9 protein-coding genes and 1 pseudogene are annotated in these 15,938 nt (G+C 54.3%); 5 read left to right on the top strand and 5 right to left on the bottom strand.

What is annotated here, in order from left to right:
• Positions 1-69 precede the first annotated feature (69 nt).
• Entirely contained in the window at positions 70-1,053 is a 984-nt protein-coding gene (locus G6R38_RS13115; RefSeq protein ID WP_166825840.1) for a DUF1559 domain-containing protein, read from the top strand.
• A gap of 1,298 nt (positions 1,054-2,351) precedes the next feature.
• Here G6R38_RS13115 and G6R38_RS13110 read toward each other — a convergent pair.
• Together G6R38_RS13110 and G6R38_RS13105 are read right to left on the bottom strand one after the other, a co-directional pair.
• Complete coding sequence (locus G6R38_RS13110; protein WP_166825837.1) at positions 2,352-8,066, bottom strand: choice-of-anchor M domain-containing protein; 5,715 nt, start codon at positions 8,064-8,066, stop codon at positions 2,352-2,354.
• A 142-nt stretch (positions 8,067-8,208) separates the two neighbouring features.
• On the bottom strand, positions 8,209-8,919 hold the full coding sequence (locus G6R38_RS13105; RefSeq protein ID WP_390881397.1) for a prepilin-type N-terminal cleavage/methylation domain-containing protein: 711 nt from the start codon (positions 8,917-8,919) through the stop codon (positions 8,209-8,211).
• Positions 8,920-9,271: 352 nt separating this feature from the next.
• On the opposite strand from G6R38_RS13105, the gene G6R38_RS13100 reads away from it, so the two are divergent.
• The gene (locus G6R38_RS13100) at positions 9,272-9,568 is read left to right on the top strand and encodes a hypothetical protein (protein ID WP_166825831.1); all 297 of its coding nucleotides are present in this window, start codon (positions 9,272-9,274) and stop codon (positions 9,566-9,568) included.
• Positions 9,569-9,784: 216 nt separating this feature from the next.
• Here G6R38_RS13100 and G6R38_RS13095 read toward each other — a convergent pair whose 3' ends face one another.
• The gene (locus G6R38_RS13095) at positions 9,785-11,020 is read right to left on the bottom strand and encodes a Gfo/Idh/MocA family protein (protein WP_166825827.1); all 1,236 of its coding nucleotides are present in this window, start codon (positions 11,018-11,020) and stop codon (positions 9,785-9,787) included.
• Positions 11,021-11,142: 122 nt separating this feature from the next.
• Between G6R38_RS13095 and G6R38_RS28025 the strand changes: the two genes are divergently transcribed.
• The gene (locus G6R38_RS28025; protein WP_240928185.1) at positions 11,143-11,529 is read left to right on the top strand and encodes a hypothetical protein; all 387 of its coding nucleotides are present in this window, start codon (positions 11,143-11,145) and stop codon (positions 11,527-11,529) included.
• Positions 11,530-11,538: 9 nt separating this feature from the next.
• On the opposite strand, the pseudogene G6R38_RS28440 reads toward G6R38_RS28025, so the two are convergent.
• Both G6R38_RS28440 and G6R38_RS13085 read right to left on the bottom strand, forming a co-directional pair.
• Positions 11,539-11,658, bottom strand: a pseudogene (locus G6R38_RS28440) (hypothetical protein); the annotation flags it as partial.
• 768 nt (positions 11,659-12,426) lie between these two features.
• Complete coding sequence (locus tag G6R38_RS13085; RefSeq protein WP_206028567.1) at positions 12,427-13,488, bottom strand: sodium:calcium antiporter; 1,062 nt, start codon at positions 13,486-13,488, stop codon at positions 12,427-12,429.
• 563 nt (positions 13,489-14,051) lie between these two features.
• Here G6R38_RS13085 and G6R38_RS13080 point away from each other — a divergent pair.
• Positions 14,052-14,987, top strand: a complete 936-nt coding sequence (locus tag G6R38_RS13080) for a cytochrome c oxidase assembly protein (RefSeq protein ID WP_166825817.1) — start codon at positions 14,052-14,054, stop codon at positions 14,985-14,987.
• A gap of 7 nt (positions 14,988-14,994) precedes the next feature.
• Complete coding sequence (locus tag G6R38_RS13075; protein ID WP_166825814.1) at positions 14,995-15,810, top strand: hypothetical protein; 816 nt, start codon at positions 14,995-14,997, stop codon at positions 15,808-15,810.
• Positions 15,811-15,938 lie beyond the last annotated feature (128 nt).

The raw sequence follows: 15,938 nt of genomic DNA, 5'->3' as shown, positions 1-15,938 counted from the left end.
TTCGTTGCTCGCTCTTAGTTAGCTGGGTTTCGCTCGCCAGTCGTTATCTACTCTCATGGAGTCTCTTCGATGTCTGCTCGTCGGAAAAAAGACGCTGCCTTCGGTTTTACGCTTATTGAATTGCTGGTGGTTATCGCAATCATCGCTATTCTGATCGCTCTACTTTTGCCGGCCGTGCAGCAGGCTCGCGAAGCTGCTCGGCGGACGCAATGCAAGAACAACATGAAGCAACTCGGCATCGCGTTGCACAATTACCATGACACGCATCGTCGGTTCCCGCTCATGGCGTTGGACTCGCTCTATAACTACTCCCCGCAGGCTCAGATTCTCCCTTACATCGAACAGGGCAACTTGCAAGACGCGATCGATTTCGACGAGCCATTGTTGATGGGGCAGCCATGGGCACCAACTCTGAATCCTTCTCTCGTTGCCGTGGCGGCCCAGAAGATTCCTGTCTTCATGTGTCCTAGTGATGCCGGTGAAGTCATGTATCAAGATGGAAACGACTTATATGCAGGGAGCAACTATCTTTGCAACGGCGGGAGTGGCGACGATACGAACTACTGCTCTAGCGGAAACAACGGTCTGTTCTGGCGGGGCTCCTCAACTCAGTTCCGAGACATAACCGACGGAATGACGAACACGGCGTTCATGGCAGAAACGCTTTTTGGTCGGCGAGGAGACAGCACCACAGATCTGATCGACCCACAACGGCAGTTGAAACGGGCTTCCGTTGGGGGGAGCCCTTGCAGTGTCACTGGGGATGACATCCTCACCGCTACCGCAAGCAGCTATGAGGGCAGGCGAGCCGGAGCCTGGATTCGGAGCACGGGGTTTCATTGCCTGGTTCATGGAGCCCTGCCACCGAACTCGAACATTCCGGATGCCTCGCATCATGGCGAAATCGTTTCTGGACCTCGTAGCTTGCATCCTGGTGGGGCCAACATCTTGCTCTGCGACGGCGGCGTTCATTTCGTGAGCGACAGCATACAGCTCGACACACTCCGCAACATCTTCGCCCGGAACGATGGTCAAGTCCTTGGAGATTGGTAATGAGTGTCGGGCAGCAGATCACGAGTTGGAGTATCGTTTGTCTCCTAATCCTATTTTTCGTCGGAGTTGGAGGTTGTGGCGGCCAGAACTCATCATCTGAGACGTCAGTACCCGTCACGCCTCCATCGACGTTCGAGGATTCGGGCCAAACTTGGACGATCAAAGAAATAACTCCCCAAGACGAGCATCTTTTGGGTGGGTACTTTCGACAGAATGCTTCATTGGCGGATAATCCGCTGATTGACGGGATGCCCCTGCTCTACCGAAGCAGTTCCAAGGCCACTCGATTTTACTGGGCTGAAACCATTTTAGGTGAGGTCCAGTGGGTTCGAATCGATTCCCAGGGAAGTCGGTTCATCGGGCTTGAACAAGGGAAAGGTTTCCCTTTTGAGACGCCTTCCTCGAAGTAAGTCTCCTGTTGATTAGTCAACTAATCCGCTCTTCGGAACTCTATTGATATTAGCCCGAAAATAACGGCTTGAAGACCACAGCCAGAATCAAAGAGAAACCTGATGACACTGAAAACACTCTTACTGGCATTTGTTAGCAGTGTTCCAGGTTACGCATAGGCTGACTGGCCCGCTTTTCGTGGGAACGGAAGCAGTTATCTCTCCCGAGTAATCAAAAGCGATTGAGATACTGGTGATTATCGACAGGCGGTGCTGTAAGAGTCGTAGTCAGGTTGCGACAAGCGATGACCAACCGAGGCTTGTCGAAATCAAGACAGTACCTCGATTGCAGTGACTGTATCCGTATGGATAAGGTAGTCGCTTGCTAGTCCACGGGGCAAAACTCTGACTCCATGACCAACCACCTTATCTAACAAACTCAAACCGATGTTGAGATTTCAATCGGGCGTATAAAGGGTGTCGGAAACCGTCCACGGCGATTGGTATTGATCTAACTATTCCCTTGAAAGTGAGCGTCTAATTCAACGAATAGGAAGAAGCAAGATTGATTGCTAATGACTCTCTTGTCATCTCGTGACCTTCCCAATAGTAGCGGGATTCGTATCGGTTTCTATCGGATTGATCCGAGCCTCTTGCAACTCACAGCTAGTGATGCCGCCCTCAAGGTTGACAGTCATGGCTAGCGTGCGTGTCCCCCCATTGGAAAGTGTAGCTGGCCCAGGAAGACAAATAGCAAACACTGGCAAATTGCACGAATGCAGCAAGAGCAGGGACAACTTCCCGTCTACGAGAAGTTGATGGCTAAAAAAATGCTGGGATGAGCGTTTGCTCGTCCCAGCAATTCGATCACGATTGACAAAGCCATCAACAGAATAGCGACGATTTAGTTTAGTTCTGTACGAAACCCGTTCGGTTACGACCGGTCGTCGGGTTCCAGAAGAACAACTCGTCGGCATCCGGATCGCTGAACACGTCTTCTGTTAGTCTCGCCACGACTTCGTGTTCGCCGTTGATTGCCTGAAAAGCAATCACGTCATCGACAGGAACTGGTGGGGTCCCCAGATCAAGACTGGTTGAGGCGACACGATTCGCTCCAGTACGGCTATTCCAAGCGAACACATCATCCAGGCCATCACCATTTAGGTCGACAACCTCAACGCGATCAAAGGCGTTGCCGTTGAAGAGCGTGGGTGGGAAATAGTCTGTCAGAACATCTTCAAACGCGGTGGTTGTTCCGGCGTCTGGGGTCGACAGCGAGACGATCCGATTCTTGCCGCTTCCAAGATCGATGAAGAGCAATTCGTCCAACCCGCCATCCTCAAATTGACCGGCTTTGACGATGGAATAATCGCCATTGATCATCATCGTCGGAATAACATTGGTCTGCTGGTTGTTGAAATCGGTATCGAAACCAGGAGTAACCACTTCAAAGTGCACAAATCGGTTCCGACCGGTCACGGGATCCCAGAAGAACAAATCGTCGACTCCGCCGCCATCAAAATCACCGACGACAAGTTGAGCGAAGTCGTTGCCGTTAATGGCTGTCGACGGCACGACGATTGATTCTACGGTCCGAGCTAAATTGCCAGTTCCGCCAATGACGTGGATCAGGCGGTTGGATCCGGTGGCCGGGTTCCAGAAGAACAGATCGGTTCCATTGCCGCCATCGAAATCGCCAGCGACGACCTGAGTAAAGTCGTTGCCATTGAGCATGATTGTCCAGAAGGGGTTATCCTGAACGGTACCGTCTGCGAAGACAATTCGGTGGCTGCCGCTGGCCGGATCCCAGAAGAACATGTCATCCGCTTCGGCATCGGCGGGCGTTGCGTCGAAATTCCCACTCACAACGAACTCGTAGGTACCGTTGATCAACTGATCGTCCATGACTTGATCAACCACCGTTGCCATTTGTGGTGCCAAATCGTCATTGGAGATCTGGCCCAGTCCTTGGCCTGATCCGATCGACACATCGCGACCACCTGATTGCAAATTCGAGAGTTGGACGAAGAAATACTCGTCATCTTCCCTTGTGATGTCGCCGTTGATCTGAACCGTAATCGTTTGCGTCTCGCCATCGGTTCCACTGAAGGTCAAAGTATCGCCGATATTGGCAACATAATCACCATCAGTTGCGGTGGCGGTATTGCCGAGGGTGTTGAAATCGACCGTAAAGCTAGAATCGACTTCGCCATTCAGCGTGACGATGAACGTCAATTCACGCGTGCCGCTCGTGCCTTCAAATCCGCTCGCGTTGCTAATTGCTAGCTTGGCCGAGTCGTCATTGGTAATTGTGTACGTGCTGGTGTCTTGGGTTGTCGTATCTCCGTTGGCATCGTTGATGAACAAAGTGCCGGTGGCGTTGGCCAGTGTCAGTTCGATCGTTTCATCGAGTTCGACGACGTCGTCATCGGTGATCGTTAGATTGATCGGGACTGCCGTGGCGACAGTACCATCGTAAACGCCTGCCGGAATTGTGACAGTCTCGGTTAACGTGAAATCGGTGCCATTGGCGGCCGTTCCGCCTGTCACCGTGACTTCGACGGATTCGGCCACGGTCAAGGTTCCATTGACTAGCAGCATTGGCAAATTGCTGCCAGAGTCTTCCGAGTCACTGGCCGTTGCCGTACTGAATTCGACATTCGTTGCAGTGCCCACATTGAAGAAGTATGTCACATCTTCACTAGCGACCACATCGCCATCAGCTAGAGTCCCAATGGCCTGGAAGGTGATCTCATAGTAGCCCGTCTCGGTAAATCCGAAGTTGGCATGTTGATGGCCCCCCTCGAGCAAACTGATCAGATCGGCTTCCGTGATGCCGTCTGCGGTGGCCATTGCCACATCCGGCCCATCGAGTTCTGATGTCCACACTGAGAAGTGACCTGGACCGCTCGCGGATTTCAACCGCAAGGTAAAGGACCCGTCTAGGAACGTTCCGTCCTCGATCTCTTCACTACCAAACCCAAGGTATAGCAGGTCCGGATTCTCAACTTGCGGCAGCACGTAGAGAGTTTCCCCGGGACCGACACCGGTAAAATCGAATGACTCATCCGCTGGACGATCGGTGATCGCATCCGTTCCGACGTAGAACAACGCTTCGTCCGGATGATATTCGACATCATTCTCGCCGTCATGAACATGAAGGTCCCATTCTGAGTCTTCATGCTCATGCTCTTCCTCGTCTTCGTGTTCCTCTTCGCTTTCTTCGTGCTCATGCTCACCAATCGCCAAACCAATATCGGCATGCCCTTCCGTGAGAACCGCTTCGAACTCAGGCAGATCTGAGCCGGTGATTGTCACTGTGGCATTGGTTTCGGTGGTGCCGTCACTGAGCGTGTAGCTGAAGGAATCGGCCCCGTCGAACGTGTCGTCGGGCGTGTAGGTAAAGGTGCCGTCGGCATTCAGTTGCAAGCTGCCGTGACCGGGCGTCATCGCTTCACTCACCACTGGCACAGCGTCCATCGCCAGGACATCGTTGAACAACACATTGCCATGCGCCGCGTTGCCCGGCAACACCGTGAAGGTGTCTTCGGAAGCAATCGAAATGTCACCGATGACGAAGGTCAGCGTCACCGCTTCGCTGGTCACTGGTGTCATGCCATCTTGCAAGACACCCGATGCTTGCACGGTAACACGATAAGTACCTGGCTGAGAGAAGCCCCAGTTGTAGTGGGCGTGAGTTCCTTCGGGCAGCACGACACCATCGGCGTCGGTGATCCCATCGGTCGTGGCGAAGAAAACGTCGGGGCTACCGAATGAATCCGTTTGCCAGAGCGAGAATTCGCCAGGGCCATCAACTGCCAACAATTGCAGGGACAATTCGTTGTCCACAAAGGTGTCGGCCTCGACGTCTTCAGTGTTCAAGCCCACGAAGGGAAGTTCTGGCATTTCAGACTGAGGCAGCACATACAACGTCTCACCAGACGCCACGCCGGTGAAGTCGAACGCCGCATCTTCCGGTCTCGCAATCCCGGCATTCGTTCCCCCGTGAATGATAACCTCGTCGAAGTGCAGACCTTCCCCATGCTCGTGGTCGTGATCGTCTTCCTCGTGGTCGTGATCGTCTTCCTCGTGGTCGTGATCGTCTTCGCCGAGAACCGTGAAGTCCCAGTGATCTTCGTGGTAATTGATCAGAATATCGGCATGCCCTTCACTGAGCACCTCGCCCTGCGGCAACGCGGCCGCTGTGATGGTCACAGTCGCTTCGGTTTCTGTGGTGCCGTCGTCTAGGGAGTAGCTGAAGGAATCGGTGCCGTCGAATGTGCCGTCGGGCGTGTAGGTAAAGGTGCCGTCGGCATTCAGTTGCAAGCTGCCGTGAGCGGGTGTCATCGCTTCGCTCACCATTGGCATCACGCCCATCGCCACAACATCGTTAAACAACACGTTGCCTTGCACCGCATTTCCCGACGTTACCGTGTAGGCGTCCGCGATTGCCATCGTCCCACTGCTGGCCGTTCCGACCGTGAGGGTGAACGTATCCGTCGCCGTGGCGCCTTCGCCGTCATCAACCGTTAACGTGATGGTCGTCGAGCCAGTCTGATCGGCCGCCGGCGTGATCGTCACGGTCCGGTTGGCTCCACTACCCCCAAGCACGATGTTCCCATTTGGAACTAGGGTCATATTCGATGAGGACGCGGTCACAACAAGTGAACCAACAGCGGTCTCTGCGTCGTCCACTGTAAACGGAATTGCCGCAGTCGGCGTATTTTCGTCAGTCGACTGGTTGTCAACATCAGAGATTGTCGGAGAGGTATTGGCGGAATTGACGTTCACGACGAACGTGTCGCTGGCCATACCGCCATTGGCGTCGGTGACCGTCAACGTGATCGTTGTGCTGCCCGACTGGTCAGTTGCCGGCGACACAGTGACTGTTCGATTCGCGCCGCTGCCGCCGAACACAATGTTGCCAATGGGAACCAACGATGGGTTGGACGAACTAGCCGTCACCGTGAGGGCGGAAGCCGAAGTTTCGACGTCCCCCACGGCGAACGGGATGGCGTTGGTCGAAGTGTTTTCGTCGATGGATTGATTTCCGACATCGGAGATCGTGGGCAGGTCATTCACCGACGTCACGGTCAGATCAAAGGTGTCGGTGGCAATCAAACCGTCTTCGTCTTCCACCGTCAGAGTGATCGTAGCAACGCCAAACTGATTCAACGCAGGATTGACGTTCACCGTTCGATTCGCGCCGCTGCCGCCAAGAACAATGTTGCCATCTGGAACGAGTGATTGATTCGAGGAGATTGCGGTGACAACAAGCGACTCTAGCGACGAATCGCTATCACCGACGGTGAACGCAATCGTTCCGGTAGATGTATCCTCGTCCGTCTGCTGATCGGCGACATCGGAAATCGTCGGCGCGAGAACATTTTCGACAATCGTCAACACCGCGGAGGCATTCGTGCCAATCAACCCGTTAGCGTCCGCTTCGACAACCTGATAGTACTCGTTGAGGTTCTCGGGCATTGGCGATGAAAGAGCCAGGTTGACCGTTTCATTTCCTTCACCGACGACATCATCCAAAATCGGAACTGTGATCGTCTTGCGGGTTTCGCCGTCTAGGAAGACCAAAGTCCCGGAAGCAGATGTGTAATCGCTGTCAGCAGTCGCCGTTCCGTCGCTGGTGGCATAGTCTACCGTGATTCGGCCGTCGCTACCTCCGGTACGAATGACATCAATCGAAGCCGTGCCCGCGTCTTCGTCTACGGAGTAGGAAGTGTTTTCGAACTCAACCTGCCCGGCACTTTGCACCGAGAAGAAGATTGTAATATCTTCGCTCTCGTCAAACCCCGATAAATTGGGGGTTGAAGAGTTGGCCGTTCCGTCATCCCCGAAATACGCGGACAGCTTTACATCAATTTCGTATCGACCAGGCTCTGTGAACCCAAAATTATAATGCGAATGCCCACCGGCAATGATCCACATTGCATCATCGGCCGATATGCCATCGGTCGTATCCAGGCCATCGGAATTTGGGTTGTCAATTCCGTCGTCGTAAGAGGATATGAAGACGTCAGCGTCGCCGAACGATCCCGATTGCCACATCGAGAAATCACCGTCGCCAGTCGTCCCATCCGAGTTGGTATGCCTTACGTCAGTCAATGTCGCCTTGGCCCAGCGAGCGTTGCCAGACACACGTCCCTTTGACTCCGTTGACGGATTATAACGGTCGATAGAACTATCCAACCCGTAGCCTGCGAAACCAAGATACAGCAAGTCAGAATCTTGGTTTTGTGGCAGCAGGTAGAACGTCTCGCCGGATTCCACGCCGATGAAATCGAATCCCGATCCGCCCGGCCGCGACGTTGCGGAAGGCGACCCCACATAAAGAACAGCTTCGTCATTCTCGAACTGAGTTGCCGGAATTTGGTCCGAGTTCCGCGGACCGAGCGACCAATCCGTTCCCGAGTGCTGGATATTGATGTCGACGTGCTCGTTGGCTAGATACTCGACGAGCGTTGGGGTCAGGAGTGTTCGGGTCTCGAGAGCCTCGACCGCTGAGCGATATCCCACGCGACGCCGATCCCGTTTCTTGGGCCGACGCGATTGGCGATTGACGGGTGTACTCCGCAGGCCATGCAGGAATTTTTTAAAACCGTTCAGCATTTCCAGGATCCCAACTATATTTAAGAGTGCGAATAAATGGATCGACATTTGGCAAATCGTCGAATGGCCCTTCCGACGACGTGTGATGCAATCAACGTCTTTGCGGCATCCTGCTGTTAGGCTGCATCCGTTCCGTCTTTCGTCATTCCACTTGCGGACATCCATTCGGAAGTGCAAAGTTCGTCTGTTCATCCGCCCACTGCTTGACGGTGGAGGCGGGAATTAACTGAACGTGGCCATCGACAAACAGGTAGTTCGCATAGCCCGACGTCCGCTGGTCCGCGGGCGTGCCGGGCGCGGCGCCGCTGAATCGGTCGGGCTGGATATCGACGAGAATCCGACTCCACGTCTGACTAGTGGGCGTCTTGAACCAATTTCGGGAGTGGGTGTGGTCCTCGGTTGTCGCCGTCCCTTTGGCATCCGAACCGGTGAAGACGATGATGGTTCGCGAGGTGGCTTGGATGTGGTTGAGCTTCAACGCTGCATTGTCTCCTGGCACACACAGGTATTCGTTCAGGACATAGCTCGTGCCCTTGTTCTCCATGCGTTCTTGACCCTGAGGGTCTTCGGGACAAATGCGGATCTTGTCGACATTTTCCAGATACGGCCCCAGCGTGTAGATCCAGGTGGATTCCAGGTCAGACGTCGCGTGTGCCGAGATTGGGAAGTCACCCTTGTTCGTTTCGCAAAACTGATGAATGGCGATCCCAATCTGCTTCAAATTATTGGCGCATTGGGTCCGCCGCGCAGCCTCACGCGCCTTCTGAACAGCCGGAAGTATAAGCGCCAACAGCACAGCGATGATCGCGATCACGACTAGCAATTCAATCAACGTAAACCCGGCCGTCTTCACCGACCGCCCAGACTTCCCGTTGACAAGCTTCGTCACCACAAGAATTGCTCCATCCGATTGAGAATGAATCACGACCCGCATGAACTGACCGCCACGTGTCGCGAATGACGGCCTCGACGGTTGTCCAGAAGGATACTACTCCCAGTCACCCTGCGTTCGCAGCATAAGTGATTCATTGGCACTTGGACTGAGAATGTATTTGCACAAAAAGTGCATCTACACGGTAGGCAACCGAAAAACCCTGGTCAAGCGGTTGTGGCAATTTTTCTCAGAATTTGCGGTTAGAGCGCGTTTCGTTCAGCCCCTGCGCCGTGACATTGAAGTCGTTGTTCTGATCAATGTTCCGTTTGTCATGAGGGAGTTGGTCGATGTTGTCTACCACGGGGCGGCGGTGGAGGTTCTCGCGGATGCCGAGGCGGCGATGGGAACCAAGGCGATTGCGTTGAAGTACAGTTGCAGCCAGTCGTGGGTTCGGCGAGTGAAGCAGGAGTACAGCGAACAGGACAAGACGGCGGCCAAGCAGGACCGAGAAGACATCCGGGAAGATCGCTATCGCTGCCGACGAATGCAAGGAGGTGTCGATCCTCGCCAGGTTGGCGACGCGAGGACTGATTGCTCCGCTGGTCGACGACGGCCCCAGCCATGGTGATCTGTTTGTGGCTGACATCAAACGACAACTGGTACCAGTGCGGCGAAACGAACCGCTCCACCCTTCCTCGCCGAGCCAACACTTGCAAGACCGGAGCTGAGTTCTCCGATTTCCGAAGACCAATTTCGGCTCACCGCAGTTCTCAAAGATTCGCAGCAACGGTAAATTTTGGTCAGCCATACGCGGTGGCTCGATTCTTGAACGATCTCCAAGGCATTAGGAACTCAGTTTAATTGTTTTTCCCGTGCGGGCGGCTTCATAGATTTGGCGGATGTATTTCACGTCTTTGAGCCCGTCCTCGCCTGGTGTTTTGACCGGTTGATTGTTCTTGATCGCCTGCGACAGATGATCCATCTCGGCGGCGAAGTGACTGACGTGCGGCAGGAAGAGTTGTTCCTCGCGGTCTTGAGTGCCGTGGAATAGGCGATGACCGGTGTACGTCGTGGCCGGGTCCAGCTTGTACCATCCCTCTTTGCACATCACCATGTAGCGGTTCACCTGATGGGTGCCATAAGCAGAGGTGCAATTCGCCAGCACGCCGCTCGGGAATCGGAGTTGAAAAGCGATTCGTTGTTCGACTTCGGTGAAGCGGGGATCGCTCTTGTCTTGGTAAGCGATGGCGTTGATCTCGACCGGTTCTTCGCCGGTCAAGTAGCGGGTGGCGTTAAGGCTATAGATGCCGATGTCGACCAGCGAACCGCCACCGGCAAGCGCCGGGTCCAGCCGCCACTGATTCGGGCCACCCACATCGAGGACCGTATCCGACACAATGAAATTGATCGGCCCATACTTCTCTTCGCGAGACCACTCGATGGCCTGCATGTTGTACGGTTCGTATTGAACGCGATAGGCGATCATCAACTTCTTGTCCGCCTTCTTGGCAGCTGCGATCATTTCTTCGCAGTCTTTAACGGTCGTAGCCATCGGCTTTTCACAGAGAACGTGCTTGCCGGCTTCGTGGGCGCGGATGGTGTACTCGGCGTGCAGAGCGTTCGGCAGGATGATGTAGACAATATCAATGTCGGGATTGTCCCGGATGGAATCATAGTTGTCGTAGTTATAGATGCCTTTTTGCGGGATGCCGTAGTGATTGGCGATGGCCTCGGCTTTCTTGCGGTCGCCACTGACGACAGCCACCGGCTTGGCATGTTGGCATTCTTTGAAAGCTGGCAGAATCTGCCCCACAGCAAACTTGCCCAGTCCGACAATACAGTAGCCGAGCTTTTTTGGAGACGCCCCAGGAACCACCGGCTGACCGTCTTGAGCCCGAGCGGTTTGACTCACCGGCTGCCCGACTTGCGGGTTGTCCAGTTCCACCGTTCGCTCGTCGTCACCGTGATCTTGCCCCTCTTGAGAATCTTGGGCTGCGTGGGCGGCTCCCGCGGCCAATCCACTTCCGGTGGCCGCCAAAAATCCTCGACGGGTCAGTTCCTGTCGGTCGCGGTCCGTCATCGTACGGTCTCCTTTAGCAAGGGTTCAAGCAGGCCTCGCCCCACAGGGAAGCGAGATGTTGCCTCACCGTAAAAGATCGCATTGTCACAGGGTACGGGAGAACTCCCCAATAACGGTCGGGGATGGCCCGCGACGAATCTCCCATTGTGATCGGCTCACTGGCGGAAGCAGGCACTCTAGGCGTCATTGACGTGTATCCACCGACACACCGAACCTTCCCAATCGGCCGAGCGATGATGAGAAACCTCACCATCAAAATGGGGAATTGTCACCATCGCCGCTACAGTCCCCACATCGTGGAACTCGTGCGTGGTGTTGCGGTGCGTCCCACATTGATTCCGACACATGACGAGCCTATGACGTCAGCAATTGATGCGTATCAGACTTTCGATGATCGACAAACCGGCTGGATGAAAGTCATGCTCGAGCCCTCGGCATCGTCGATGCGAGAATCGAATCACCCAATCATCGAACCGTCGCAGACGAGTCAATTCGTGTCGCAGAAGTAGCCGGGCATCTCTAGCGGATAGTTCGCGAAACCACAGGGGAAGAACGATGACCGGCCTTAAAATTCCGGAAAGGCCGGGCTGATCGCGGTCGTACGATGTGACGACACGCACCGGCCGCCGGACGGTCATTTCCTTCAGTAACTCGTTCGCGGAGGCTTGAAAGATGGAGTTCTACGTGGCACGAGCGAGGATGGTTTTCCACCGTCTCGTCGCGACGAAAGTTCGACACAAGATCAACCCAGTGCCCAAACAAGAAATCGCGAGCAGAATGACCTGCCAAAACGGAACATCTTGGCTGGCGAGGACGATTGGTGCGTTGAGTTCTCGTCGCTGAATTACATCGATCGGGGGATCCGAGGAGGCAATTTCGTCGTTTGATGGTGGTTCGATTGTGTCCTTAGCAGGTAGAGTTGTGGCTACGACTGAGTCAGGGTCTGAAAACGGTTCAGCAACCGACGGTTTGCTAGACGGAGCCACGTTTTGTTTCACGGAGGACGCAACCGTACGAATCGGTTCTTGAGTCTTGTCGGTTGCAAATCAAGTCTGTGAACTCACGTTGAAGAGACTGAGTCCGCTTGTCCGAACAATCGGCACTGCACGTCGTAGAACAGCCAGGAAAAGAATGAGGTACCGAATCTGTGGGCGAATCTGATTCCGCAAAATCAAGACTAGCAGCAAGATCATGGCAGCCACACACGTTCCGCGGAACGTCATGCCCACAAGGAAATTGAATGTCATCGTGAGATCTGTCGCGTCGAAGCCCATCGCTGCCGAGTCACTCGCGCTCTGTAGACGTACCGGTTTCTATCGACTTCGTAAGTGAGAATATCCTTGTCGACGCTCGGCGACTATTCGCTAGTGGTTGTCGAAAACTGAGTTGACAGGTTTGTACAACCACTAGGTAAGAAAATGCAGTCCGATCATTCCTATGAGCCAAGCCACGAGTACGAGGGCGGAGTCCACACCCATACCAAGGATGGTATTGTTTTGGCGTTCTAGCAGCCCCCAAAGATAGATTCCCGTCACCAGGGCACCGAGTGCAGCCACGAACTGGGCCGCTCGATCGACTTGTTCGATCATCAAGCCGTCGCGGTAGGCGATGTCCGCAACAAACAGAAGACCGACTTCGAGTGTGTTGGTGCCGAAAATGTTGGCAATCGCCATCGTGTAGGCACCGACCCGCACGGCTCCCAATGTCGTGCTGATTTCCGGAAGGGATGTGGCAATGGCCAGTATGGTGGCCCCCACGAATCCGCTTCCCAGACCCGTCTGTTCCGCCAGTGCATCGGCGCTCGTCGAGACTGCCCAACCCGCAATCACGATCAGACCAGCGTAAAACAGAAACCGAAACACGAGTTGAGCGAACGCGAAGTCTTGGTATCGGCTCTGGTCGATCTGCGAGACCTGCTCCTCATAAGCCGCATCCGGAATATCCACAGCGGCCCATCGGTCCCGCCCTTCGTACCGATAAAGCGAAAACACAAACATGACATAAGTGCCCAGCAAGATCGCCGGCCACAGACCAATTCCCAGCAGCGAGAAGAACTCCCCAGCGGCCATGGCGGCCAACGCGAGGGAAATCTGCATCATCAAGAGCACACCGCTGAGCAATAGAACCGGTTTCGGAGAAAAGAACGTCAACGCACCGCGTACAAAGAACCAATCGACCACGGCGAGCACCGCGACTTGTGTGGCCACACCGCCCATCAAATTGCTGGCCGCGAGTGTCGCGTTTCCCAGAGACGCCGCGGTGATGCTTGTGGCGATCTCCGGTAATGAGGTTGCCACTCCCAGCAACAACGTGCCCACAAAGGCCCGACCGAGTTGTTTGCGTTCCGCGATCGCATCGGCATAGATCGACAATCGAAAGCCGGCTAGCCAAATCACAGCGGCGGCTGCGGCAAAAATTGCTACGTTCATCACCAACGGCAAGTGCTGGAATGAAATCAGCCGCATCATGGGGTTCCATCCGGTGAAGGTCTGCAGTGAGTCGGACGATCGGAGTTGAACTGAGCGGGGGGCTGTTGCAAGCCTGGGGGAGGTGCATCTTCACTGCAAAGAGAGAAGCCTATCGATCGCCCCAGCACAAACCGTCGGTCGGAAAATCCTCGATCCAGACCAGATTGAAGAATTGCCATATATCGCATGACTCGTTTCTAATTCTGATTTCGAATTGGTCCCAAAGCCACCACCTCGGTGCCAAGACACCAAGCCCTTGAGGCCTCGGGTTGTCTAACAAACCAAGTTTGTTTGGTGATATACCCGTTGGTGCTGGCTGCAAACGCTGCGCCCAGCAAAGTCGCTCATCGAGTGCGATACGGTTTATGTTCTGACTCCCAAGTCTATAGAATGGATGACATGGGCTGACAGATTTGGACAAGATGTTGTTGAAGAGGCTGCAGCCGAACATTCACCGTTCAAGGAGGATTCGACGACGACAGATGCGATATGCCAGACTAGTAGAAGGGCGACTCCAATGTTTTAAATTGCTCCAGTCGCATGGAGCGACAACGGAGCGGATTATGTCAAGATGCATCCCAAATCAAAGCCTTGGCAAGGCACTAGGTTTCGCGATTTGGCTCTTGTTCGGCGTACCGACGACGGCCCGTGCCGATGTAGGAGGAGACATTCCACCAGAGCAAGCTCTCGAAACTTGGAATACCGATCCCGTCCTTTTACTCAACCTTCTCGTCATCGTCTGGTTATACCGTCGGGGAGAACTCGATCAACTCGGCCGCACGAATCAATTTCCGACCAAGATGCTACACCAGCGACTGGCGTTTGCTGGCGGCGTGCTAGCAATTGTTCTGGCCCTCGTCACGCCCCTTGATGTGCTCAGCGAGCAACTTGTGAGCGGGCACATGCTGCAACATCTCTTGTTGATGATGGTTGCGGCTCCGCTGTTTGTCTTGGGGGCATCGGCCCGGATGATGTTCTTCGGTTTGCCAAGATTTTGGCGACGGCGAATCAATTGGTGGCGTCGTTACCGGTTCGGCCGGCAGCTCTCCGCCGCTTCCAAGAATCCATTGTTTGCATGGTCGGTCCAGGCTTTAATCTTGTGGTTGTGGCATCTACCTCGATTCTATGAAGTGGCATTGACTCACCTTGCCATTCATGACCTGCAACATCTGTCGTTTTTCTTGAGTGCTCTCCTGTTTTGGCGGGTTCTGCTCGACCTAGATCGTCGGCGGCGTTTGAGTTGGGGAGCCAGCGTGATCTACCTATTTACGACATTGCTGCACACGATGGCTCTGGGAGTTTTCATGGCACTCTCCCCCCAGGTGTGGTATCCCGCTTATGAACAACGCTCCTTGGCCTGGGGATTGACACCCCTCGAAGATCAGCAAATTGCCGGTTTCCTAATGTGGATGCCGGGAGCGATGATGTACGGATTGGTCGGTGCCATTCTGTTGGCCTACCGGCTACAGCAACCACGATTCGAATCCCAAGGTGTCTGAGTTCACAATGAGCCGCCCTCGTGCCCCAGTGTTAGAAAGGATTGGACTCCCTCTGGTTGCCAGCCTACTACTGAGTTTATGGATCCTCACACGCTTCTTCCCAAGTGATCAGTATGAAGTGGCCGATGAACATCCCCCAGTTGGGTCGGGAGTGCCACGGCTTTCCCTCGCAGAGGGACGTTATCACTTAGACCTCGTCATGGAAGACGATGGCCGAATCCGACTCTACACACTCGGTGCGGACCCAACACAAGTTTTCGCGGTCGATCAACAAAACCTAACCGCCCATTTCAAAGCCGATCAGCAAAACAGTCAGGAGACGATCACTCTCAATCCGGCTCCACAACCGGGTGATCCACCGGGAACGACGTCGTGTTTTTCAGGCACGCTTTCATCGAAGGACATGAATGCTGCAATCTCCGCAACAATTCCGAACCTCCATATCCGGGGACATCGCTATCACGCTATCTTCGAGTTGACGGATCACGGAGTCAAAATGCCTGGCAGCGTGAGTGAGCAGGAAGCCCGAGACCTCTACTTGTCACCCGCGGGAAAGTATACATGGGAAGATATCCGCAGAAACGGTCACACGACGGCATCGCAGAAGTATCGCAGCTTCAAGCCAAAGCACGATCCGCGTCCCAAACCCGGCGATACGATCTGCCCTGTCACTCAAACCAAAGCCAATCCCGACTGCACGTGGGTCATTAACAGAGACGTCTATCAGTTCTGCTGTCCACCCTGCATTGACGAATATGTTCGACTTGCTAAGGAACATCCCGAACAGTTACAGGCTCCGGAAACGTTCATCAAGACAAATTAAGGTATGCAACTATCTATCCGTCCTGACCAACCGATGGGGACAAAAGACTGTGGTGACTCCTAGAGCAGTTTACGTTCCACCGTGGCGGGTTCTGTCTCGTGGACGTCAGTAAAACACTGGACGTTACG

Source organism: Thalassoroseus pseudoceratinae (assembly GCF_011634775.1).
In the GTDB taxonomy this organism is placed as follows: domain Bacteria; phylum Planctomycetota; class Planctomycetia; order Planctomycetales; family Planctomycetaceae; genus Thalassoroseus; species Thalassoroseus pseudoceratinae.
The sequence above is the reverse complement of the archived record's forward strand: the minus strand, read 5'-3'. Positions and strand labels throughout refer to the sequence as shown.